This window comes from Phyllobacterium sophorae (genome assembly GCF_003010965.1).
Classification (GTDB): domain Bacteria; phylum Pseudomonadota; class Alphaproteobacteria; order Rhizobiales; family Rhizobiaceae; genus Phyllobacterium; species Phyllobacterium sophorae.
Genome location: NZ_PGGM01000004.1, coordinates 81863 through 104092, shown reverse-complemented (window position 1 = coordinate 104092; position 22230 = coordinate 81863). Strand labels below are relative to the sequence as shown.

The following is a 22230-nucleotide window of genomic DNA, read 5'->3' as shown; positions in this document are numbered from 1 at the left end:
GTACATGGCGCTCAGTTCCCCAACCGTTCCAGGAGATCGGGCACGTGCACTTGATCAGATTTGTAATTTCCGGTCAGCATGTACATCACGATATTGATGCCAGTACGATAGGCATAGGTGCGCTGTATGGGATCATTGGGTACGGTCGGCAATAATGGTGAGCCATTGGCATCGATCGCCCAGGCTCCGGCGAAATCATTGCCCGTGATCATGATCGGGGTGACACCATCGCCCGCGCGAACGGGCCGGTCGGCGCGAGCTTCTGTTGACAATGAGGCCTGCACCCACAGCGGGCTGCCGCGGTAACGACCCGGAAAATCCTGCAGGATATAGAAAGACTTGGTCAGAACATGATCGCTGGGCACCGGTTCGAGCGGCGGGATGTTCAGCCCGGCTAGGATTTCGCGCAATCTCTGGTTGGACGGTGTCGTCGCATTCTCAAAGCCGATCGCTGCCGCATCCTGGTCCCGCGTGTCGAAGAGAACTGTCCCGCCCTGCTGCATATAGGCATCGATTTTGGCAATGGCCTCGGGCGAAGGCATCCTCGCGGAGGAATCGACCGGCCAGTAAATGAGCGGAAAGAATGCAAGTTCATCCGTTGCGGGATTGACGCCGATTGGCTCTCCCGGCTCTAGCGCCGTGCTTTCGGAGAGTGCCTTTGACAGGCCTGACAAGCCTGCCTTGCTGATATCATCGATCGCGCTGTCGCCCGTAATCACATAGGCGAGGTGGGTGACATTGATCGCCTCGAGGATGGTTTGATCTCCGGGTTTGCTGTCATTTTGCTGGGCATGCGCGGGGGATGGTCCAAATGCGATAACGGCAGGGAGCAGCAAGACTGCCAAAGACGCAGCGGCTGTGGTGCGGAAACGCCTGCGCAGGTGGCCACCGAGCCAAAGGATCGCGATCGCATCGAGTGCCAACATTGATGCAGCCAGTGCGAACAGGGGCGCCCGCAGCTGTACGGATTCATCAACCGCGTAACGCGCTGTCGTCACCGGAATTGTCAAATCAGGTCTCGCCAACGGTTTGATCTCGTCGTCGGGCTTGAAGAGGTTGAGTGCCGACATCGCGTCCTCTACGCCGTAAAAGCCGGGTGGATTGTCGAAACTCACCTGTGGGTTTTGACCAGCTCTGGCTATGAGAGGTCGCGTGTCGCCGCCTGGAGGTGTGAGCGAACCTTCTGCATTCAGAGTAAGATAGGGCGGAAGTGCGCGCGAAACATCGGCGCCGTTTGAACCTGCGATGGGCCCGGCATTGCGAGAGAGCGTAACGATGCGATGCAGCATATCGACAAAACTGCCGCTGATTGGCAGGTTCGACCAGGTGGCCTCAGGCGTGACATGGAAGAGGACCAACTGTCCGCGTTTGCGAGTCTCGCCAGTCACGAGCGGAGTACCGTCGGCGAGATTGGCCCAGCTTTTGTCGTAGAGGTCTGAAGACGGCTCTGCCAGCACCTGCCGCGTCACGGTAACGTCCTGCGGTGTCGGTAGGCCGGCGAAGGGACCGTTCTCCGGGAAGGCGGCTACCGGCTGTGATTCCTTCCACGATAGGGCGCCGCCCAAGGACCGTTCGCCCTTGCGCAGGATTACAGGCAACAAAGGATCTTCTTCGCTGCCACCCGCCAGACGTGGCCCAGCGAACCGGATCAGAGTGCCACCATTGTTTACCCAGTCGGACAGGACCTGTTCGGTTTCAGGCGGCAACTTGCCGATATCCGCCATAATGACAACCGATGGTTTCTGCTCAAGAAGTTCCGGCACAGCCCGCACGAGCTCTGCATTGCGCGGTCGCAGGAGGTCGGCGAAAGGTTCAAGGGCGCGCGATATATAGTAGAGCGGCGAAAGAAGGGGTTGTGACAGATCGGCTTCCGACCCGGACAGCAAGGCCACACGCCTGCGCTTGTTGTTGTCATCGATCAGATAGGTCGCACCGGCCTGAGCAGTACCGTCGATGCGCAAGGTGTGGAAATCATTACGCAGCTCGTATGGGGCGTTGATGACGGCCTGGCCAGTAGCCTCGCCAGCAGAAAAGATCAGACCGGTTTCGGCGATGCGCCGCCCTTTTTCATCAAATGCGCCAATCGTCACAGCGCCCTGTCCGCGCTCATTGCTTGGACGTACCGCATGCACGGTCAAGCCGTTGGCGTTGTTCTCGGCCTGGCGAATACCTGCGAGCGAGGTTATCGAAGGTTGATACCAGATCAAGGATGCTATTCCTGCGTCTTCGAGTGATTTCAACGCTTCGGCCGCCTGAGGCGTATCGATACCATCGTTGAGGTACGCAACGCGCGTGCCAGATACGTTTTCGAGTGTTGTTCTCAGCCGAGCGAATGCACCGGCGCGATCAACCGGGATTGGCCGGACGGCCAATGCGCGCACCCGTTCCAACGCCGTGCTGGCATTAAACGGACCAATATCCGTATTTGCTCTCTCAGCAGTCCCGAGAATGTAGATCAGCGCCCCGGATTGCTCCGCATCGCCAATCAATCGCTCAGCGGTTTCCTTGCGCGCATCCCATTCCTCATTTGAAGACCAACCGTTGTCGAGAACGATCGCAACGGGTTCCTTGCCCGTCAATGTTTCGGGGCGCGGGTTCCAGACGGGCTCCGACAAAGCGAGAATGACAAGCGCGGCAAGCAGCAGCCGCAGAAGGGTCAGCCACCAGGGGCTCTTGTTCGGAGTCTCTTCCTTCTTCAGGAGTTGCGCCAGGATCCTAAGTGGAGGAAACACTTCCCTGACCGGCCGTGGTGGGGTTATCCGCAGCAACCACCAGATAACAGGAAGGACAACCAGAGCTGCAAGAATGGCGGGAGCGCCGAAGGCCAGCGGAAGGGCATTCATGAGCCTCCTCCCTGATAGCCTATGCTGGCGGTCATGTTCATATGCACTGTTACGAGCGCTTCGGAAGCAAGGTGATCGGTACGGTTGATGGTGTAACTCCAGCCAATCCGCTTGCAGAAGGAACTCAACGTTTCACGGCGCGCGTAGAACAGACGCCGATAGTCTTCCGCGTAGTCCTGGGCGCGGCCGAAGGTCAGTGACGCCCCGGTCTCCGGATCAACGAATTCCGTCCGTCGCTTATAGGGGAAATCTTCCTCAGCCGGGTCGTAAACTTCGATCAGATGAGCGCGCGCACCATCGTGAGCCAGTTTCTGCAAAATGCCCAGCGTCTCTTCGACCGGCTCAAGAAAATCACTGACAAGCACCACGTCGGAAAACCGGCGTACTTTGCTGAGGTCAGGTTTGGCGGGCAGGCTTGTTGCGTGGGAGAGCAAGGTTGCCAGGCGTTCCGCGCCGTTTCGGACAGAGGATGGATCTGTTATATCGGGAAAGCCGATGCGCTCTCCGCTACGCGACAGAAGTTCTGCCAATGCAAGAACCATGACGAGCGCACGCGACTCTTTCGACACATGTGCCTGTTCTGATTTGTAGAGCATTGAAGGAGAGGGATCAGCCCATAGCCAGACGGTGTGGGCCGCTTCCCATTCCTGGTCGCGGATGTAGGTACGGTCATCGCGGGCCGACCGGCGCCAGTCGATGCGCGATACTGCTTCACCCTCTGTGTAGGGTCGAAACTGCCAGAAACTTTCGCCGACTCCCCTCTTGCGGCGACCATGCCAGCCGGTATTGACGGTATTGAGGATGCGGCGCGCTTCGACCAGAAGATCAGGCAGCAAGGCGGCACGCTGGCGGGCTCGCGCAAGGGCGTCGCCCGTCTCGGTCCGCTGAACTTGCGTGCCGATTGCTGGCATCAGAGAGCAACCTTGGTGATGTTGCCGATGACGTCACGTACGTTCATTCCGTCGGCTCGCGCGGCAAAAGTAAGCGCCATACGATGCTGCAATACCGGCTCGGCAAGCGCTTTGACATCGTCGACCGATGGGGCCAGGCGCCCATCATAGAGGGCACGGGCGCGGGCGCAGAGCATCAATGCCTGGCTGGCCCGTGGACCGGGACCCCAAGAGATGAATTTCTTCGCAATCTCATTATCGGCGCCCGGACGGGCAGAGCGGACAAGCTTGAGAATGGCATCGACGACGCCTTCAGGTACCGGCATACGCCGGATAAGCTGTTGCATCTCGCGGAGGCGTTCCGCATCAATCGTTCTTTCCGCCACGGCCTCGGATGTACCGGTCGTTTCAAGAAGGACGCGTCGCTCCGCTTCGATTTCCGGATAGAGAATATCGATCTGCATCAGGAACCGGTCAAGTTGCGCTTCCGGCAGCGGGTAAGTGCCTTCTTGCTCGAGCGGGTTCTGCGTTGCCAGCACATGGAAAGGCTGCGGCAAATCATGGCGCTCGCCTGCGATCGTCACATGGTACTCCTGCATGGCCTGCAGCAGCGCCGATTGTGTGCGTGGTGATGCGCGGTTTATTTCGTCGGCCATGAGCAATTGAGCGAAAACCGGACCTTTGACATAACGGAAATAACGTTTGCCGTTATCGTCCTGCTCCATGATCTCAGAACCGAGAATATCTGATGGCATGAGGTCGGGAGTAAACTGAATGCGGCGATCGTCAAGGCCAAGCACCGTTCCCAGCGTTTCCACCAGCTTTGTCTTTGCCAGGCCCGGGACGCCGACCAAAAGAGCATGCCCACCTGCCAGAAGTGCCACGAGTGTTCGTTCGATGACACTTTCCTGACCGAAGATGACCGTGCCTATGCCTTGTCTTATCTTCGCAATATCGGCCAGCGCTTTCTCTGCCTCGGCGATCATGGCCTTGGGGTCGGACGGTACCTCAGGTTTAATCATGGTCATGGATTCACCTCACCGCTGGTATCTGATCAGAGTCTGTCTTAAATGACTCTAAATCACTATGACATGCTGACAAGCGGTCCAACGGTGACTATTTCGTGACGTATACAGAAAAAAGGTCGGGCTATGGCCGAGGGAGAAAGCACTTTGCGCGATGCTGCGGGACTTGAAGCGTTGATTTCCCGCGCCGCGGCATCGGGCAAGGGCCTGCCGCCGGTCGACAAATGGAACCCGGATTTTTGCGGCGATCTCGACATGGAGATCAAGGCGGATGGGACCTGGTTTTATATGGGAACGCCGATCGGACGACAGCCTCTGGTACGCCTGTTCTCGACCGTTCTGCGCAAGGATGCCGACGATAAGACCTATCTCGTAACGCCCGTGGAGAAGGTGGGCATTCGGGTCGAGGATGCGCATTTTCTTGCCGTCGAAGTAAATGTATCCGGCAAAGGGGATGATCAGACCATGACGTTCCGGACCAATGTGGGTGATATCGTCGAGGCAAGCGCGGAAAACCCACTGCGTTTTGTCGTCGACGAGACCAATGGCGGTCTGAAACCGTACCTTCTCGTCAGAGGGCGCCTTGAAGCTCTTCTTGCTCGCCCGGTGATGTATGAACTGGTCGGTCACGGAGAGGATGTTACTATCGACGGCGAAGTCATGTTTGCCGTCCGATCGAAAGGCAAGGTTTTTCCGATCATGCCCGCGGTCGATCTGGAAAAGCAAAGCCTATGAGCCAGTCAAAAATACTGGAAGAGGGCTTTTCTGCCAGGGCTTTCGCGCAGCGCGTGGCACTCAAGGGCAATGAAACATTGGATGAGGACCACGGTGACCATCTGCTCAATCCCGGGCTCGATGCCGTGATCGCGGCAAATCCATTGCGTGATGCGGCTGTGCTGGTACCGATTGTTGATCGTGGCGACGAGGCGAGTGTGATCCTTACCTTACGCACCGCCAACATGCGCAAGCACTCCGGCCAGGTGGCTTTTCCGGGCGGTGCGATCGATCCAGAGGACGACTACGAGCCGGAGAAAGCAGCGCTGCGCGAGACTCATGAGGAAATCGGGCTTGAAGGCCGGCATGTGGAACTTATCGGTCGTCTGCCGCGCTACCTGACGACGACCGGCTATTCGATCACGCCGGTGCTTGGTCTTGTGCATCCGCCATTTGAATTGACGCCGAACCCGGATGAGGTTGCAGACGTATTCGAGGTGCCGCTGTCATTTCTGATGAATCCGGCTAACCATCGTCGCGAAAGCCGGATATGGCAGGACAAGGAACGCTTCTACTACACAATGCCATTTGGCGATCGCTTCATCTGGGGCGTTACCGCCGGGATTATCCGCACGCTTTATGAAAGGCTCTATTCGTGAGCACAATCTCGATCGCGAACACGGCCCCCTGGATCAGGGACAAATCCTTGCAGAAACTGCTCGGGGTTCTGTCTGCCGGAGGCGAGGGGGCACGCGTTGTCGGTGGCGCAGTGCGCAATACGTTACTCGGCCAGCCCGTTAGCGATCTGGACATCGCAACCACCTGCCTTCCGGAAGAGACGTTGCGGCGTGCGAAAGAGGCTGGCTTCAAGGTTGTTCCGACTGGCATCGGTCATGGAACGATTACGGTTATCGCCCAAGGGCGCCCCTATGAAGTCACAACTTTGCGCGCCGACGTCGAGACCGATGGCCGGCATGCAGAAGTGGCATTTGGCCGCGATTGGCAGGTGGATGCGGAACGGCGTGATTTCACCATCAATGCGCTTTATGTCGAGGCTGACGGCACGGTCATTGACCTTGTGGGTGGAATTGCCGACATCGAAAACGGGACGTTGCGCTTTATCGGCGATCCGGAGCAGCGAATCCGGGAAGACTATCTGCGCATCTTGAGGTTTTTCCGGTTTTTCGCCTGGTATGGAAAGGGCAGACCCGAAAGCGAGGGCCTGAAGGCATGCGCCCGGCTGAAGGATGGTCTGGCCAGACTTTCGGCTGAACGAATCTGGTCTGAGCTGAAAAAACTGCTGGCGGCACCGGATCCCTCGCGTGCACTCCTGTGGATGCGGCAGGCGGGTGTGCTTACCGCGGTTCTGCCGGAAAGCGAAAAGTGGGGGATCGACTCGATCCACGGTCTGGTGAAGACAGAGCGGGATCTTGATTGGGACATCGATCCCATGCTGCGGCTGGCGAGCATTATCCCGCCAAATGCCGAACGCACGACCGAACTGGCATTGCGGCTGAAACTCTCCAACAGCGAGCGTGAGCGGCTTGAAAACTGGGCCAATACGATGCCGCCGCAACCGGAGATTTCTCAATCTGGATTTGCGAAGAAACTCTATCGCAGTGATAGGCAAGGCATGAGCGATCAGCTGCGTCTCGCTTTGGCTTCCGCGCGTGCAGGCGCTTTGGAGGATAACGCAGCAATGATGCGCGCCGGGCATCTATCAAAACTGCTGGAATTTCTTGAACGCTATGAAAAGCCGAAATTCCCATTATCCGGCGGCGATCTCGTTGCCGCCGGCTTCGACAAAGGTCCAGAGATCGGCAAAGTACAACGAGCACTGGAGAATGAATGGATCGAGTCCGGATTCAGTCTCGGCCGCGACGCATTGCTTGCAAAGATTCCCGATTATACGGGGAAGGCTTAAGGTTCCTGGCTCAGATCAGGCGGCGCGGCCCTTTTCAGGCTGAATGTTCGCCTTGATCGTATCGAGCATGTGCTCGCGAATGACGGTTTCGCCGTGAGTCTCGCGAAGATGCTCTGTGGCGCGGCGGATAATCTCAGCTTCGGTGTCGTGACGTGTGTGCCACTGGCAACCGGGAACAATGCAATGAAGTTCTTTCATGGCTTCTCTTCCTGTTGTGAGCCCGCAAAACGTGTGCCTGACGCGCTCGATTCATCGGGCGCGATTTCGCCGCGCCAACACGGATCATAACGCATGACGTCGAAGATTGATCCCAAAAATATCCGACTAGGGCCACTTAACGGTTGGCGGCATGGACGAAAGAATGGATTCGACATTGCCGCCGGTCTTCAAACCGAAGATCGTGCCGCGATCGTAGAGCAGGTTGAACTCGACATAGCGGCCCCGGCGAACGAGTTGCTCCTGCCGATCGGTATCGGTCCAATCCTTATTGAAGTTTTGTCGTACGAGGTAGGGATAGACAACGGAAAAAGCCCGTCCAACATCGCGTGTAAAGTTGAAATCGGCATCCCAGCCCCCAGCCTCTTCGGAGGAGTGCAACCAATCGTAGAAGATGCCGCCCGTACCGCGGGGCTCCTTGCGATGGGGAAGATAAAAGTATTCGTCGCACCAGCTCTTGAATTTATCATAGCTGGCTACCGCAGAATGCTTGTCGCACACGAACTTCATCGCCTTATGAAACGCCATCGTGTCAGGGTCTTCCTGGGTGCGCTTGCGTTCAAGTACAGGTGTCAGGTCCGCACCACCGCCAAACCACTGCCGTGTCGTCACGACCATGCGCGTGTTCATGTGCACCGCCGGCACAAACGGACTTTGCGGGTGCGCGATGAGCGAAATGCCTGAAGCCCAGAACCGGGGATCCTCGTCGGCGCCAGGTATCTGCTTGCGGAATTCCTGGCTGAACTCGCCGTGCACGGTCGAAATATGCACCCCGACCTTCTCGAATACACGGCCATGCATGACGGACATGATGCCACCACCGCCCTTTCCCTCGTCACGTTGCCAGGGTGTCTGCTTGAAGCGTCCGGGCGTACGGTCGGAGAACGGTCCATCCAGTTCATCTTCCAGCTGTTCAAAGGCCGCGCAAATCTTGTCGCGCAGTTCCGCAAACCAAGCAGTAGCCGTGTTTTTCTTGTCTTCAAGCGCTTCTGGGAGAATGGCGGGAATATCTGGACGGTCCATGGCAAAGAATCCTTTTTGTAGCGGACAGTATCACACCAACCGAAAGCCAAAAGGAAGGGAAGTTTACTCAAATACTGAATGCACAAAAAATGACTCGTTTTCCGTCCGAACACTCCCTAATCTCTATTGGTGTAGGGTTCAGTGAGGGATACGAGATGGTCTCCAAAGCACCCCGATCGCAATTTCCCAAGCCGCCACTTGATGGCTTGCGCAAGAGATTGCAGGAGAGCCGCGACGGCACCAGCCAGCAGCGTGGTGCTTTCGTTCGCGAGAGTTTCAGACTGCCACGCCTCGCGGCGCGGGAGAAGGCGCGTGAATGGTTCGAGCAGTACCCGAAGGCCGCCTACTGGACTGAAATAGAAAGTTGGTATGAACGCCCGGGGGACATCATCGAGTTTACGATGCGCCGATTGCCGAACGCAGACTGAAATTTGAAAAATCAGAGATTCAACAATAAAATTGATGATCTTCTTCAGAAAATTGATCAGTTTGATGAGAAATCGTCGTCCTTTTTAAAAATCTATGAGATTTTCTATCGTTAAAGCGGAATTTCAAGCAATCGTTGCTGACAGCCTTTTGCAAAGCCAGTAGAACTCTGCCAGCACCGGAGAATCGTCCGGACGCACAAGAAAAATCAAGGAGGATACTATGCGCTTATCGTTGATATCTGGCGTGGCGTTTGCCGCTGTTATGGCGATGACGTCGTTTGCCAAGGCCGACATCGTGGTTGGCATTATCGCACCTGTCACCGGACCGGTCGCAGCGTATGGCTTGCAGGTAAAGAACGGCGTCGAAAGTGCTGCGGAAGCCATCAATGCCGCAGGCGGCATCAAGGGCGAAAAAATCGTAACGAAGATTTTTGACGATGCGGGCGAGCCCAAGCAGGGCGTATCGGTGGCCAACCAGGTCGTTGGCGAAGGTATCAAGTTCGTGGTCGGTCCGGTGACGTCGGGCGTCGCCATGCCGGTTTCGGATGTTCTGGCTGAAAACGGCATCGTGATGGTCACGCCAACCGCGACCACCCCGGACCTGACGACGCGCGGCCTTGAAACCGTGTTCCGCACATGCGGACGTGACGATCAGCAAGCGGACGTTGCGGGCAAGTACATTCTCGACAATTTCAAGGACAAGCGTATTGCCATTGTCTATGACAAGACCCCTTACGGTACCGGCATCGGTAACGGCCTCAAGGCCGTGCTTAACAAGGGCGGTGTCACCGAAGTTGTCTTCGAAGGCATCAATGCCGGTGAAAAAGACTACAGCGCGCTTGTTACGCGTCTGAAGTCTGAAAAAGCCGACGTGATCTATTTTGGTGGTTATCACGCTGAAGGCGGTCTGATTGCCCGCCAGTTGAACGACCAAGGTATCAAGGCGCAGCTGATTGGCCCTGATGGTCTGTCAAATACCGAGTACTGGGCAATCGGCGGAGAGGCTGCTGCAGGTACGCTGTTTACCAATAGTGCAGATCCGACAAAAAATCCTGCGGCTTCGAAAGTCGTAGAAGCACTTCAAGCCAAGAATATCCCGGCGGAAGCTTTCACACTCAACGCTTATGCAGCGTTGCAGGTGATCGCAGGCGGCATCGAAAAGGCCGGTTCCGCTGAACCAACGGAAGTTGCGGCAAAGATCAAGTCGGGTGAGGCGCTGCCAACGGTCGTGGGTGACCTGACCTATTCGAGCACAGGTGACCTGACCACACCGGCCTTCGTCTTCTACAAGTGGGAAGGCGGCAAGGCTGTTCAGATCGACTAAAACGCAGCCATACATGGAGAAGTCCGCCGGTCAGAAATGCCCGGCGGACTTGCTTTTCAGAGTTGGAACTGCCGGAGCGCTTCTCCAGCAGCAATGGCCGCCGAAAGGGCGATATTCAGGGAACGCGCGCCTGGGACCATCGGGATGATCAGCCTTGCATCCGCAGTCTGATGCACCTCATCCGGCACGCCCGCCGATTCGCGACCTAGCAGCAGAATGTCTCCGGGATGAAATCTGAATTGCGTGTAGGGCTCGGCCGCTTTCGTCGAAAACAGGAGCAGACGGCGTTTTTCAGTCAGCCTCCATTGCTGGAAATGGGTCCAGTCGGCATGGCGCGTGAGAGCGGCCTGTTCGAGATAGTCCATCCCGGCCCGCTTCAATGAGCGGTCCGAAAGGTCGAATCCTGCAGGCTCAATGATGTCCACCGCGATACCAAAACATGCAGCCATGCGCAGTATAGTGCCTGTATTGCCGGGAATATCGGGCTGGTAGAGCGCAATGCGCAAGTCAGGTGGTGCTTCGGTCAATATCGCGTGCTCCGTTCGCAACACCTTCGCTGCGGAAGGTTGAACGTATGAGATTGGGGTCTCGCCTTTTGCGTTCATAATAGGTATAGGGGACGTACCGCAACGCTAACTTTGGAGGTGTCGATGCCAGAATATTCCCGACTTCTTCCAAACCGGATGGTCTCCGGTGCCGTTGGTGGTTCTGTGTCTATTATTCTCGCATAGTTTCTCTCCTCCTGACACAAGCCGCAATCGTTTGTTCTCACGTTTGCAGGTTCTGTTCCATGTTCGTCTTGACCAAACTTCAGCAAGCCGATTTTGCGGTCTGCAACCATGATCACGATATGCCCCACATGAGGTTCGATGATGTTTCGCTGGTTTGAAGAGAGGCTTGAGCCATTCCCGTCTGCTGAGCCTGGCGAGCCACCCAAGAGCTTGGTGGCCTTTTGCCTGCACTATACCAAGGGTGTCTGGCCGTGGATTGCTGTTATGGCTGTCTGCACATCTCTCATCGCTGTTCTCGAAGTGTCGATGTACGGGTTCCTGGGCGGTATTGTCGATTGGCTCTCGAACCACTCACGCGAAACATTTCTTGCTGATGAAGGGTGGAAGCTCGCATTGATTGCGGGTGTCGTACTTGTCGTGATGCCGGGGGTCGTTCTCGTCGATTCGCTGGTCATCCATCAGACTTTGCTCGGCAATTATCCGATGCGTATCCGCTGGATGGTGCATCGCTATCTTGTTCGCCAGTCGATGACTTTTTTTCAGGATGAATTTGCGGGCCGCATTTCCACCAAATTGATGCAGACGTCTCTCGCGGTGCGCGAGACGGTGATGAAGCTGCTCGACGTTCTCAACTACGTTATCGTCTATTTCAGCGGAACCCTGATCATTGCCGCCGCGGCTGATTGGCGGCTCATGATGCCCTTTCTGGTATGGCTGGCGGCCTATCTCAGCCTGATGTGGTATTTCATCCCAAAACTACAGGTGGTCTCCAAAAAGCAGGCGGATGCGCGATCGACAATGACTGGGCGGATTGTCGACAGCTATACCAATATCGCCACCGTCAAACTCTTTTCCCATTCCAAGCGCGAGGAAGGCTATGCCCGCGAGGGCATGCAGGATTTCTTGAGTACCGCCTATACCCAGATGCGTATGGTGACAGCATTCCATGTGGGCCTCTATGCGATAAACTGCCTGTTGCTGTTCTCGGTTAGCGGCATTGCCATCTGGTTGTGGCTCGGCTCGGCGATCTCCGTTGGTGCGGTGGCTGTCGGAATTGGGCTGGTGCTTCGTCTCAATGGTATGTCGCAATGGATTATGTGGGAAATGTCGGCGTTGTTCGAGAATATCGGCACAGTTGAGGACGGCATAACCTCGATCTCACTGCCCCGTCTTGTGACGGACGTTCCCGATGCTCCAGAACTGATCGTGAGCGCTGGCGCCATCACTTTCGATGCGATCGGCTTTCATTACGGCAAGGGCGCAGGTGTCATTGACCGCCTGTCGCTGGACATTCGCCCCGGCGAAAAGATTGGGCTCGTGGGCAAATCGGGCGCCGGCAAATCGACACTGGTCAACCTGTTGTTGCGGTTCTACGACCTCGAAAGCGGACATATACGTATCGATGGCCAGGATATTTCGCAGGTCAAACAGGACTCCCTGCGAGAACACATCGGTATGATCACACAGGACACCTCGCTGCTGCATCGTTCGATCCGGGATAATATTCTCTATGGCCGGCCCGATGCATCCGACGAACTGATGTATCAGGCCGTAAGGAATGCTCGGGCCGACGGATTTATCGAAGCGGCGACCGATCCGAAGGGCAGGCGTGGTTTCGATGCCCATGTCGGTGAACGAGGTGTCAAACTTTCCGGTGGTCAGCGCCAGCGTATCGCCATAGCGCGGGTCATGCTGAAAGATGCACCGATCCTGATCATGGACGAAGCAACCTCCGCGCTCGACTCCGAAGTGGAAGCAGCGATCCAGGACAACCTCTATCGGCTCATGCAGGGGAAAACCGTGATTGCGATCGCACATCGCCTGTCGACCATTGCGGCGCTCGACCGGCTGGTGGTTATGGACAAGGGCAGGATTGTCGAAAGTGGCAGTCACGAGGAGCTTATTGCTGCTAATGGCATCTACGCCGGGCTGTGGGCACGGCAGTCGGGGGGCTTCCTTGGTCTCGACGATCAGGAAGCAGCCGAGTAATCAGAGTTCAATACTGCAAACTTACTCAAGTTTAATTTGACGGCCAGCGGGACTCGCTCAAAGGTGTTTCGCTGGCCGTCGATGCGTTTCACAGCGGTGCATACTTCATCAAAGCCACAGGAGATTCCAACATTGATGTGGGTTGAATGACACGTCTTTTCCGCCTGTTCGAGAGCTGGATCGATCCTTACGCAAACCCGCCGGCCGATCGAGTGCCAAACCAGTCACTGGCTTTCATGTGGTTTTACGTCAGGCAGGAAAAATACGTATTTCTCGCCATGCTTGTCTGCGGCGGCCTGATCGCGCTCTTCGAGGCTGGTCTGTTCTGGTTTGTCGGAAAAGTGATCGACATTCTGTCATCAGCTGATCGTGCGCAAGGCTGGCAGGGTCTGATCGACGGGCATGGTGTCGCGCTTCTCCTCATGCTTCTGGCGGTATTTATCGGGCGGACGCTTGTTCTTTCGCTTGCTGCGCTCGTCGAGGAGCAGGCCATTGTACCGGGCTTCAACAATCTCGTGCGCTGGCAGGCGCACAGTGTTGTCTACCGCCAGAGCCTTTCGTTCTTCCAGAATGATTTTTCGGGTCGCATAGTGACCAAGGTCTGGGCGGCTGGTCAGGCGCTTGGCGATTTCATGGTTACGCTGCTGCAGGCTGTATGGTTCAGTCTGGTCTACTGTGCGACAACGCTGTTTCTAATTGGCAGACTTGACTGGCGCCTGGCTTCGGTCGTTGGACTATGGCTGGTCGTCTTTGGATTCACCGCACGCTACTTCCTGCCGCGGGTGCGCCGGGCCGCGAGGGAAACTGCCGAAACGAGTTCTCTCGTCATGGGGCGCCTCGTCGATGGCTACAGCAATATCCAGACGCTGAAGCTGTTCGGCACGACGCAGCGCGACGATGCCTACATGCGGCGGGGGATGGACCGCTGGCTCGCTGCGATCATGGCGCTGACGCGCGGTTTGAGCGGCATTCGGATTTCGCTCGCTGCAACGAGCGGTGTGATGATCTGTGCCGTTGCATCTCTTTCCATTGATCTTTGGCTGGCCGGGGAAATTTCCTCGGGTGAGGTGGCCTTTACGCTCGGCCTTGTCCTGCGTCTGAGCATGCTTTTGACTCGCATGATGGCCAATCTGAACGGGCTTCTGCGAAACTTCGGTACGATCCAGAATTCCATGGAGCTCTTGGCAAAGCCCGTTAGCGTCGTAGACAGCCCCGATGCTTCAGAACTTGTCGTCACGCATGGGGCAATCAGGTTTGAGAGCGTGCGTTTTCACTATGACAGTTCCAGGAACGTTATCGAGGATCTTTCTCTGAATATCCGTCCTGGCGAGAAGATCGGCCTTGTGGGGCGTTCGGGTGCCGGCAAGTCAACGCTCGTTAATCTTCTGCTCAGGTTCTACGATCTCGAAGGCGGCCGTATCCTTGTCGATGGCCAGGATATCTCAATCGTCACCCAGGATTCGCTCCGCGCTCATATCGGTATGGTAACGCAGGACACGTCACTGCTGCATCGCTCGGTGCGGGACAACATACTCTATGGGCGACCGGACGCCTCGGACGAAATGATGCGGCAGGCCGTCGTCAATGCGCAGGCCGATGCGTTCATTGATGCTCTGAGTGATCCAAAAGGACGAACAGGCTTTGACGCGCATGTCGGTGAACGCGGCGTCAAGCTTTCCGGTGGCCAGCGTCAGCGCATCGCCATCGCTCGAGTGATGCTGAAGGATGCGCCGATCCTGATTCTGGACGAAGCGACATCGGCGCTCGATTCGGAAGTGGAGGCCGCAATTCAGGATAGCCTCTACCGTCTGATGCACGGCAAGACAGTCATCGCCATTGCACACCGCCTATCGACCATTGCGGCACTCGACCGGCTGGTAGTAATGGATCAGGGCCGGATTGTCGAAAGCGGGACGCATGATCAGCTTATTGCTGCCAATGGCATCTATGCGGGTCTTTGGGCGCGGCAATCCGGTGGATTTATTGGTCATGAGTGATACGGCTGCCTATCCCTGCGACATCCTGCCCTTGTGGCCCTGTCAGGCTGGACAAGCCGAAGGGACATGCTTAGAAACCACGCAATATGCTGGGGATTCCACGGGGCTCATTTTCTTGGGCCTGTCTTCTATTATGCTGACATAGTGGATTCTCCCGCTGCGTTGTTATTCGGAAAGGAACAGGCCCCGTGAGCGCACACGATACGACCGAGCCGACACGGCGTGACTTCCTCTATATTGCGACAGGTATGGCCGGTGTGGTCGGTGCAGGTGCCTTTGCTTGGCCCTTCATTGATCAAATGAGACCGGACGCATCTACGCTGGCAGTCTCGTCTATCGAAGTTGATGTTTCGGCTGTTCAGCCGGGTATGTCCCTGACGGTCAAGTGGCGCGGCAAGCCGATTTTCATTCGCAATCGCACGCCCAAGGAAGTCGAGGAAGCCAAGGCTGTCGAGCTGAGCCAGCTGAAAGATCCGATTGCGCGCAATGCCAATCTGCCAACGGATGCCCAGGCCACAGATGCTGATCGTACCGCTTCCAAGGACAAGGAAAACTGGTTGGTGATGGTGGGTGTCTGCACCCATCTTGGCTGTATCCCCCTTGGTCAGCAGGGTGATTTTGGTGGCTGGTTCTGCCCTTGTCATGGTTCGCACTACGATACGGCCGGTCGCGTTCGCAAAGGGCCAGCGCCCGAGAATCTGCCTATCCCGCCACTTTCATTCATTTCCGATACCGTCATCAAGATCGGCTAAGGTTCCACGGGGAGACACGACATGAGCGGTGGACATTCATCCTATACGCCGAACACTGGTATCGAAAAGTGGATTGACGCGCGGCTGCCGTTGCCACGTCTGATGTACGATTCATTCGTTGCGTATCCAGTTCCGCGCAATCTGAACTATGCCTATGCATTCGGTGGCATTCTGGCACTTATGCTGGTTTCGCAGATCCTCACCGGTGTCGTCCTGGCGATGCATTATGCTGCCGATACGGGCCTTGCATTTACATCCGTTGAAAAGATCATGCGCGACGTGAACTCCGGATGGCTGCTGCGCTATCTGCATTCCAACGGCGCTTCGATGTTCTTCCTCGCCGTTTATGTGCATATCTTCCGCGGCCTTTATTACGGTTCGTACAAGGCGCCCCGCGAACTGCTCTGGATTCTCGGTGTGATCATCCTGCTCCTGATGATGGCGACCGCCTTCATGGGCTATGTTTTGCCATGGGGGCAGATGTCCTTCTGGGGCGCCACCGTTATTACTGGTTTCTTCACGGCATTTCCGATCATTGGAGATCCGATCCAGCAACTGCTGCTTGGTGGCTTTGCCGTGGATAATCCGACGCTCAACCGTTTCTTCTCGCTTCATTACCTGCTGCCCTTCATGATCGCAGGCGTCGTTGTTCTGCACGTCTGGGCATTGCACGTGACCGGCCAGACCAATCCGACAGGTATCGAAGTGAAATCGAAGACCGATACAGTCGCTTTCACCCCTTATGCGACCGTGAAGGATGCGTTTGGACTGGTGCTGTTCTTCATCCTCTTCGCCTATTTCGTATTCTATCTACCGAACTACATGGGGCATCCGGACAACTACATTCAGGCTGATTCTTTGAAGACTCCAGCGCACATCGTTCCAGAATGGTACTTCCTGCCGTTCTACGCCATGCTGCGCGCCATCACCTTCAACATCGGGCCGATCAACTCCAAGCTCGGCGGCGTCCTGATCATGTTCGGTTCGATCGCTATCCTGTTCATCGTGCCCTGGCTCGATACATCAAAGGTCCGATCAGCGGTTTACCGCCCGTGGTACAAGCTGTTCTTCTGGGTATTCGTAGCCAACGCCATCATGCTTGGCTGGCTCGGATCGCGTCCGGCCGAAGGCCTCTACACGCTCTTCTCGCAGGTAGGGACGGCATATTACTTCGGGTTCTTCGTCGTCCTCATGCCGTTGCTCGGTCTGATCGAGACACCACGTCGATTGCCGAATTCGATCACCGAGGCGGTGCTTGCGAAAAACAAGAGCGGTGGTCAGCCGGCAGGTATTGCCGCTGCTCCGGAAACCAAAGGCTGAGAATCGTGAAGGGCTCAAAGGACTTCCCCATGAAAAAAATCCTCCTCGGTCTCGCAGCTGCCGGTCTTGGTACAATGTTGGCTTTCAGTGGTGCTTACGCCGCCGAAGAAGCTCACAATGCGGCTGAACCGACGCATTTTCCGATCAAGAAGCCAGCCGAACTGGACTGGACCTTCGCCGGTCCATTCGGTCACTACGACAAGCAGCAACTGCAGCGCGGTCTGAAGATCTACAAGGAAGTGTGCTCCGCCTGTCATTCGATGAATTTGGTGCCATTCCGTTCTCTCGAAGAGCTTGGTTACACCGAAGCACAGGTAAAGGCATTTGCCGCGGAATATGAAGTGCCGGATGCGCCCAATGCGGATGGCGAAATCGTCAATCGCAAAGCCATCCCGGCCGACCATTTTCCGTCGCCCTATCCTAATGCGCAGGCCGCCGCAGCAGCCAATGGCGGTGCTGTTCCGCCAGACTTTTCACTCATCGCCAAGGCGCGCGCAGTCGAGCGTGGCTTCCCACTTTTCCTCGCCGACATCTTCACTCAGTACCAGGAAGGTGGTCCGGATTATATCCATGCGCTGCTGACCGGTTTCGGCGAAACGCCGCCGGAGGGTATGCAGATACCCGAAGGTACGCACTACAACCCATACTTCATTGCCGCCAAGTCGCTTGCCATGGCTCAGCCTTTGCAGGACGGCCAGGTGACCTATGATGATGGTTCTCCCCAGACGCTGGCCCAATATTCCCAGGATATCTCGGCGTTTTTGATGTGGGCGGCCGAGCCTCATCTGGAAGAACGCAAGAAGACCGGTTTCCGCGTCATGATCTTCCTCGTTCTGTTTGCGGGATTGGTTTACGTGGCCAAGCGCCGGATCTGGGCTGACGTTGAGCATTGAGCTCTGATCAAACTCGGAATTTGGAAGGGGCGCTCGGCGCCCTTTTCTTTTGAAAGACAGGAACGCTAGATAGCGAGAACCTGTCATTGGCACGAAGGAGCGATCAGATGGATTCCACATTGAAGCAAACGCTGGTCGATGCCATCCGCAACATACCCGATTATCCCAAGCCCGGGGTGATGTTCCGAGATATCACAACGCTGCTCGGCAATGCGCGCGCCTTTCGCCGCGCGGTAGATGAACTTGTGCATCCCTACGCCGGCGGCAAAGTGGACAAGGTGGCCGGCATCGAGGCCCGGGGTTTCATTATTGGTGGAGCAATGGCCCACCAGCTCTCGTCGGGGTTCGTTCCCATACGCAAGAAGGGGAAGCTCCCGCACGATACGGTTAGCATCGCCTACAGTCTTGAATATGGCGTGGATGAGATGGAGATGCACCGGGACGCAATCGTACCTGGAGACAAGGTTATTCTGGTCGATGATCTCATCGCGACGGGCGGGACTGCTGAGGGCGCTGTGAAGCTTCTGCAGCAGATGGGCGCCGATATTGTCAGCGCCTGCTTCATCATTGATCTACCGGACCTGGGCGGTCGCAAGAAGCTTGAAGCACTTGGCGTGAATGTGCGTACGCTGATCGCTTTCGAGGGCCATTGACTTATGGCAGGGCAATCAGCGCAGCACTGTCGAATTCCAGAACCTTGTCGCCCTTCTGATTATAGGCTGCGGAGGACATCTGCATCATCCACCAGCCAGGGCGCGACTGGAGCGCTCGCATAGCATTCAATGTTCGAGTGAATCGGATTGTGTCGCCGGCGTAAACCGGCTTCAGCCATTTGAGGTTTTCGAATCCTGGGGATGGGCCAAATTGCGGCGGTTGCTCGCCGCGCTGAATTGCTGATTGAACCTGGGTCTTCATGTCTTCGACATTCAAACGCATCCAGACAGCTGTGGTGTGCCAGCCCGAGGCGCAGAGGGACCCAAAGTTGCGGTTTTTTGCCGCATCAGCGTCGACGTGAAAGCGCTGTGGATCATATTTCTTGGCGAAGGCGACGATCTCCTCGGCCGAGAATGTGTATGTACCGAGATCCCGCTCAACGCCGATGAATTTGTCGATCTCACGACTCATGATGCGATCGGCTCCCGCAGTGAAAACATGGCGGTGTGCTCCAGTTCGCAGACGAGTATATCGTTCTGATTGAAGACTGCATGGTACAGCTTGACGAACCCGAGCGACGGCTTCGACTTTGACAGGCGCCGGTCGAGAACGGTCGTCTTTCCGGTCAGCGTATCACCAGCTAGAACCGGCTGCTTCCATTTGACGTAGTCGATCCCCGGTGCGCCTTGCGATGTAGAATCCAACAGATATGCGTCGCACAGCATGCGCATGAACATCGAAGCCGTGTGCCAGCCGGATGCAGCAAGCCCACCGAGAATGCTCGCCTTACCAGCGGCCTCATCGAGATGGAACGGCTGCGGGTCGAACTGGCTGGCGAAATCAATGATTTCCTCTGCCGTTACGATTTTGGAACCCAGCGGCCATTCGCTGCCGACGATGAAATCCTCATAGGCATATTTGGGGGAATGCTCGCTCATATCGTGCCGAGACCCTATGTATTGAACCTGAACAGCATGATGTCGCCATCCTGGACGATATACTCCTTGCCTTCATCGCGCGCCTTGCCAGCTTCCTTTGCGGCCACTTCGCCGCCGAGGTTGACATAATCATGGTAGGCGATCGTTTGCGCGCGAATGAATCCGCGCTCGAAATCCGTGTGGATGACCCCGGCAGCCTGCGGTGCTTTGGATCCACGCTCGACAGTCCATGCGCGTGCTTCCTTCGGTCCAACAGTGAAATAGGTGATCAGGTGCAACAGCTTGTAGCCGGCGCGGATCAACCGGTCGAGACCCGGCTCATCAAGATTCATCGCCTCCAGATATTCCTTGGCTTCCTCATCCGGCAGTTGAGCTACTTCCGCTTCGATCGCAGCTGATATCGTTACGGTTTCAGCGCCCTGGCCAGTCGCCATTTCGTCCACTGCTTCGGTATATTGATTGCCGGTCGCTGCATCGCCCTCCGCGACATTACAGACATAGAGCACTGGCTTGGATGTCAGAAGATTAAGCGATTGCAGGATGGCAAGGTCTTCGGCGGCAATGCCGTTCAGCATGAACCGGACTGGCTGCCCGTCCTGAAGCAGCCCAAGTGCCTGTTCCATGACGGGCAGCACGGTCAGCGCTTCCTTGTCCTTGCTGCTGGCGCGCTTGCGGAACTGGACGATGCGGCGTTCGAGGCTTTCGAGGTCAGATAGCATCAATTCGGTTTCGACTGTCTCGGCATCCGACACAGGATCAATTCGACCTTCCACGTGGGTGATATCATCGTCCTCGAAGCAGCGCAGGACATGTACGATCGCGTCGACTTCGCGGATATTTGCGAGGAACTGATTGCCGAGGCCTTCGCCCTTCGAGGCGCCGCGTACCAGGCCGGCGATATCGACGAAGCTGATGCGGGTAGGAACGATGTTGGCAGACTTGCCGATCTTTGCGATCGCCTGCAGGCGCGGATCGGGCACGGCGACTTCGCCCGTATTCGGCTCGATCGTGCAGAACGGATAGTTCGCAGCTTGGGCGGCGGCGGTTCTGGTCAGGGCGTTAAAAAGCGTCGATTTACCAACATTTGGCAAGCCAACGATGCCGCATTTGAAACCCATAATGTGCGATCCTTATTCTTTCTTACCGAAGAGTTTGTTCAGCATGTCGGCCATCGGGCCGGATTTTGGAATGTTGACGGCAGGCTTTTGGCTGCGCGCTTGCCGGATATGGCTTTGACCGGCGGATTTTGCAACAGGCTTTTCGACCGTTTCAGTCGTCGTCTTGGCGCTATTGCCCACAGCCAGGGCCATGCGATTCATGAAACTGGAATCGTCCTTCTTGACGAGAAGCCCGGCATTGACAGCAATCGCGTCGAGCAGCGGGTCCAGCCACTCGCGGTCGGCTTTGGCAAAATTACCGAGGACATGATTCGAAACCATTTCCTTGACACCAGGGTGGCCAATACCGAGCCGTACGCGGCGATATTCCTTACCGCAGTGCGCATCGATCGACTTGATCCCGTTGTGACCACCTGCACCCCCGCCTGTTTTCACGCGTACCTTGCCTGAGGGCAAGTCGAGTTCGTCATAGATGACAACCAGGTCGCCGAGATCCAGTTTGTAGAAGCGCAAGGCTTCGCCGACGGCTTGGCCTGACAGGTTCATGAAGGTCTGGGGCTTGATCAGGATGGTCTTTTCGCCGTCGATCATACCGTCGGCGACAAGTGCCTGGAACTTCTTGGTCCAAGGCGAAAAATTATGGCGGCGGTGTATCTCATCCGCCGCCATGAAACCGATATTGTGCCGGTTTGCAGCATATTGGGAGCCCGGATTGCCAAGACCTGCGATAAGCAGCACGCGCCTAGCTCCCAATAGTCAGAGAGACGATTACTCGCCTTCTTTTTCTTCGGTTTCGGTGGTTTCCGCAGCAGCTTCAGTGACTTCTTCTACTTCAGCGGCGTGGCCAACGATGGTGGCGATGGTGAAATCGCGATCCTGAATGACCGTCGTGACACCCTTTGGCAGGGTCACAGCGGAAATGTGAATCGAGTCACCGATCTGCAAGCCGGTCAGATCGATATCGATCGCGTCCGGAATGGCGTTTGCTGGAGCATGAAGCTCAACATCGTGACGAACGATATTGAGAACACCGCCGCGCTTGATGCCGGGTGCTGCGTCTTCATTGTGGAAGTGGATCGGTACATGCACGTTGACGACCGACTTGGCCGATACGCGCAGGAAATCAACGTGTACTGGCTTGTCACTGACAGGATCAAGCTGGAAGTCCTTCGGAAGGACCTGAATCGACTTGCCATCGAGAAGGATGTTGGCAATCGTCGTCTTGAAACCGCCGCCGTGAATCTTGTAGTACAGCGTCTTGTAATCGAGGGTAATCGAGATTGGCGCCTGCTTGTCACCATAGATGACTGCTGGCACTTTACCGTTGCGGCGAATTTCCCGGGCGGACCCCTTACCGACCCGTTCGCGCGCCTCGGCCTTGAGCTCGTATGCTTCGCTCATGGCATTTCCTTTCGAGGTTCAAATCTGGAGTGTTCTTTGAGGCCGATGGT

The 22230-nt window shown here is 56.3% G+C and carries 22 protein-coding genes; 11 read left to right on the top strand and 11 right to left on the bottom strand.

Annotation, left to right across the window (positions count from 1 at the left end):
* Positions 1-11 precede the first annotated feature (11 nt).
* From CU103_RS11345 to CU103_RS11335, 3 genes are read right to left on the bottom strand one after another with little or no spacing between them, the layout of a single operon-like run.
* The gene (locus tag CU103_RS11345) at positions 12-2843 is read right to left on the bottom strand and encodes a DUF4159 domain-containing protein (RefSeq protein ID WP_106664046.1); all 2832 of its coding nucleotides are present in this window, start codon (positions 2841-2843) and stop codon (positions 12-14) included.
* Complete coding sequence (locus tag CU103_RS11340; protein WP_106664045.1) at positions 2840-3754, bottom strand: DUF58 domain-containing protein; 915 nt, start codon at positions 3752-3754, stop codon at positions 2840-2842. The genes CU103_RS11345 and CU103_RS11340 overlap by 4 nt, the downstream gene beginning before the upstream one ends.
* The gene (locus CU103_RS11335) at positions 3754-4761 is read right to left on the bottom strand and encodes an AAA family ATPase (RefSeq protein WP_106664044.1); all 1008 of its coding nucleotides are present in this window, start codon (positions 4759-4761) and stop codon (positions 3754-3756) included. Before CU103_RS11335 ends, CU103_RS11340 begins: the two co-directional genes overlap by 1 nt.
* A 123-nt stretch (positions 4762-4884) precedes the next feature.
* Here CU103_RS11335 and CU103_RS11330 point away from each other — a divergent pair, with 123 nt between their 5' ends.
* The 3 genes from CU103_RS11330 to CU103_RS11320 are packed head-to-tail and all read left to right on the top strand — an operon-like array spanning position 4885 to position 7396.
* Positions 4885-5493 (top strand): DUF1285 domain-containing protein, encoded by a 609-nt coding sequence (locus CU103_RS11330; protein ID WP_106664043.1) that lies wholly within the window; start codon positions 4885-4887, stop codon positions 5491-5493.
* Entirely contained in the window at positions 5490-6131 is a 642-nt protein-coding gene (locus tag CU103_RS11325; RefSeq protein ID WP_106664042.1) for a CoA pyrophosphatase, read from the top strand. The genes CU103_RS11330 and CU103_RS11325 overlap by 4 nt, the downstream gene beginning before the upstream one ends.
* Positions 6128-7396: a CCA tRNA nucleotidyltransferase gene (locus tag CU103_RS11320; protein WP_106664041.1), complete on the top strand. Its 1269-nt coding sequence runs from the start codon at positions 6128-6130 to the stop codon at positions 7394-7396. Before CU103_RS11325 ends, CU103_RS11320 begins: the two co-directional genes overlap by 4 nt.
* A gap of 15 nt (positions 7397-7411) precedes the next feature.
* Here the strand turns inward: CU103_RS11320 and CU103_RS11315 are convergent, their stop codons facing one another.
* Together CU103_RS11315 and hemF are read right to left on the bottom strand one after the other, a co-directional pair.
* A complete protein-coding gene (locus CU103_RS11315; protein ID WP_106664040.1) occupies positions 7412-7594 on the bottom strand; it encodes a DUF1059 domain-containing protein in 183 nt (60 codons plus the stop codon).
* Between the two features lie 126 nt (positions 7595-7720).
* A complete protein-coding gene (hemF, locus tag CU103_RS11310; RefSeq protein WP_106664039.1) occupies positions 7721-8635 on the bottom strand; it encodes an oxygen-dependent coproporphyrinogen oxidase in 915 nt (304 codons plus the stop codon).
* 155 nt (positions 8636-8790) lie between these two features.
* Between hemF and CU103_RS11305 the strand changes: the two genes are divergently transcribed.
* Both CU103_RS11305 and CU103_RS11300 read left to right on the top strand, forming a co-directional pair.
* Complete coding sequence (locus CU103_RS11305; RefSeq protein WP_106664038.1) at positions 8791-9063, top strand: hypothetical protein; 273 nt, start codon at positions 8791-8793, stop codon at positions 9061-9063.
* A 220-nt stretch (positions 9064-9283) separates the two neighbouring features.
* Positions 9284-10387 (top strand): ABC transporter substrate-binding protein, encoded by a 1104-nt coding sequence (locus CU103_RS11300; protein ID WP_106664037.1) that lies wholly within the window; start codon positions 9284-9286, stop codon positions 10385-10387.
* A 56-nt stretch (positions 10388-10443) separates the two neighbouring features.
* Here CU103_RS11300 and CU103_RS11295 read toward each other — a convergent pair whose 3' ends face one another.
* The gene (locus tag CU103_RS11295; RefSeq protein ID WP_245448734.1) at positions 10444-10914 is read right to left on the bottom strand and encodes a tRNA (cytidine(34)-2'-O)-methyltransferase; all 471 of its coding nucleotides are present in this window, start codon (positions 10912-10914) and stop codon (positions 10444-10446) included.
* Between the two features lie 345 nt (positions 10915-11259).
* Here CU103_RS11295 and CU103_RS11290 point away from each other — a divergent pair, with 345 nt between their 5' ends.
* The 6 genes from CU103_RS11290 (at position 11260) to CU103_RS11265 (ending at position 18722) form a co-directional block, all read left to right on the top strand.
* The gene (locus CU103_RS11290; RefSeq protein WP_106664035.1) at positions 11260-13107 is read left to right on the top strand and encodes an ABC transporter ATP-binding protein; all 1848 of its coding nucleotides are present in this window, start codon (positions 11260-11262) and stop codon (positions 13105-13107) included.
* A 146-nt stretch (positions 13108-13253) separates the two neighbouring features.
* Positions 13254-15104 carry an ABC transporter ATP-binding protein gene (locus tag CU103_RS11285; protein WP_106664034.1) on the top strand — a complete coding sequence of 617 codons (1851 nt, stop codon included), beginning with the start codon at positions 13254-13256 and terminating at the stop codon, positions 15102-15104.
* Positions 15105-15292: 188 nt separating this feature from the next.
* Positions 15293-15856 (top strand): ubiquinol-cytochrome c reductase iron-sulfur subunit, encoded by a 564-nt coding sequence (petA, locus tag CU103_RS11280; protein ID WP_106664033.1) that lies wholly within the window; start codon positions 15293-15295, stop codon positions 15854-15856.
* 21 nt (positions 15857-15877) lie between these two features.
* A complete protein-coding gene (locus CU103_RS11275; RefSeq protein ID WP_106664032.1) occupies positions 15878-17176 on the top strand; it encodes a cytochrome b in 1299 nt (432 codons plus the stop codon).
* A gap of 29 nt (positions 17177-17205) precedes the next feature.
* The gene (locus tag CU103_RS11270; protein ID WP_106664031.1) at positions 17206-18069 is read left to right on the top strand and encodes a cytochrome c1; all 864 of its coding nucleotides are present in this window, start codon (positions 17206-17208) and stop codon (positions 18067-18069) included.
* Between the two features lie 107 nt (positions 18070-18176).
* Positions 18177-18722: an adenine phosphoribosyltransferase gene (locus CU103_RS11265; protein WP_106664030.1), complete on the top strand. Its 546-nt coding sequence runs from the start codon at positions 18177-18179 to the stop codon at positions 18720-18722.
* 1 nt (position 18723) lies between these two features.
* On the opposite strand, the gene CU103_RS11260 is transcribed toward CU103_RS11265, so the two are convergent.
* The 5 genes from CU103_RS11260 to CU103_RS11240 are packed head-to-tail and all read right to left on the bottom strand — an operon-like array spanning position 18724 to position 22180.
* Positions 18724-19194 (bottom strand): MaoC family dehydratase, encoded by a 471-nt coding sequence (locus tag CU103_RS11260; RefSeq protein ID WP_106664029.1) that lies wholly within the window; start codon positions 19192-19194, stop codon positions 18724-18726.
* Entirely contained in the window at positions 19191-19661 is a 471-nt protein-coding gene (locus CU103_RS11255) for a MaoC family dehydratase (RefSeq protein ID WP_106664028.1), read from the bottom strand. Before CU103_RS11255 ends, CU103_RS11260 begins: the two co-directional genes overlap by 4 nt.
* Before the next feature lie 14 nt (positions 19662-19675).
* On the bottom strand, positions 19676-20779 hold the full coding sequence (gene ychF / locus CU103_RS11250; RefSeq protein WP_106664027.1) for a redox-regulated ATPase YchF: 1104 nt from the start codon (positions 20777-20779) through the stop codon (positions 19676-19678).
* A gap of 12 nt (positions 20780-20791) precedes the next feature.
* Entirely contained in the window at positions 20792-21517 is a 726-nt protein-coding gene (pth, locus tag CU103_RS11245; RefSeq protein ID WP_106664026.1) for an aminoacyl-tRNA hydrolase, read from the bottom strand.
* A gap of 30 nt (positions 21518-21547) precedes the next feature.
* On the bottom strand, positions 21548-22180 hold the full coding sequence (locus CU103_RS11240) for a 50S ribosomal protein L25/general stress protein Ctc (RefSeq protein WP_106664025.1): 633 nt from the start codon (positions 22178-22180) through the stop codon (positions 21548-21550).
* Positions 22181-22230 lie beyond the last annotated feature (50 nt).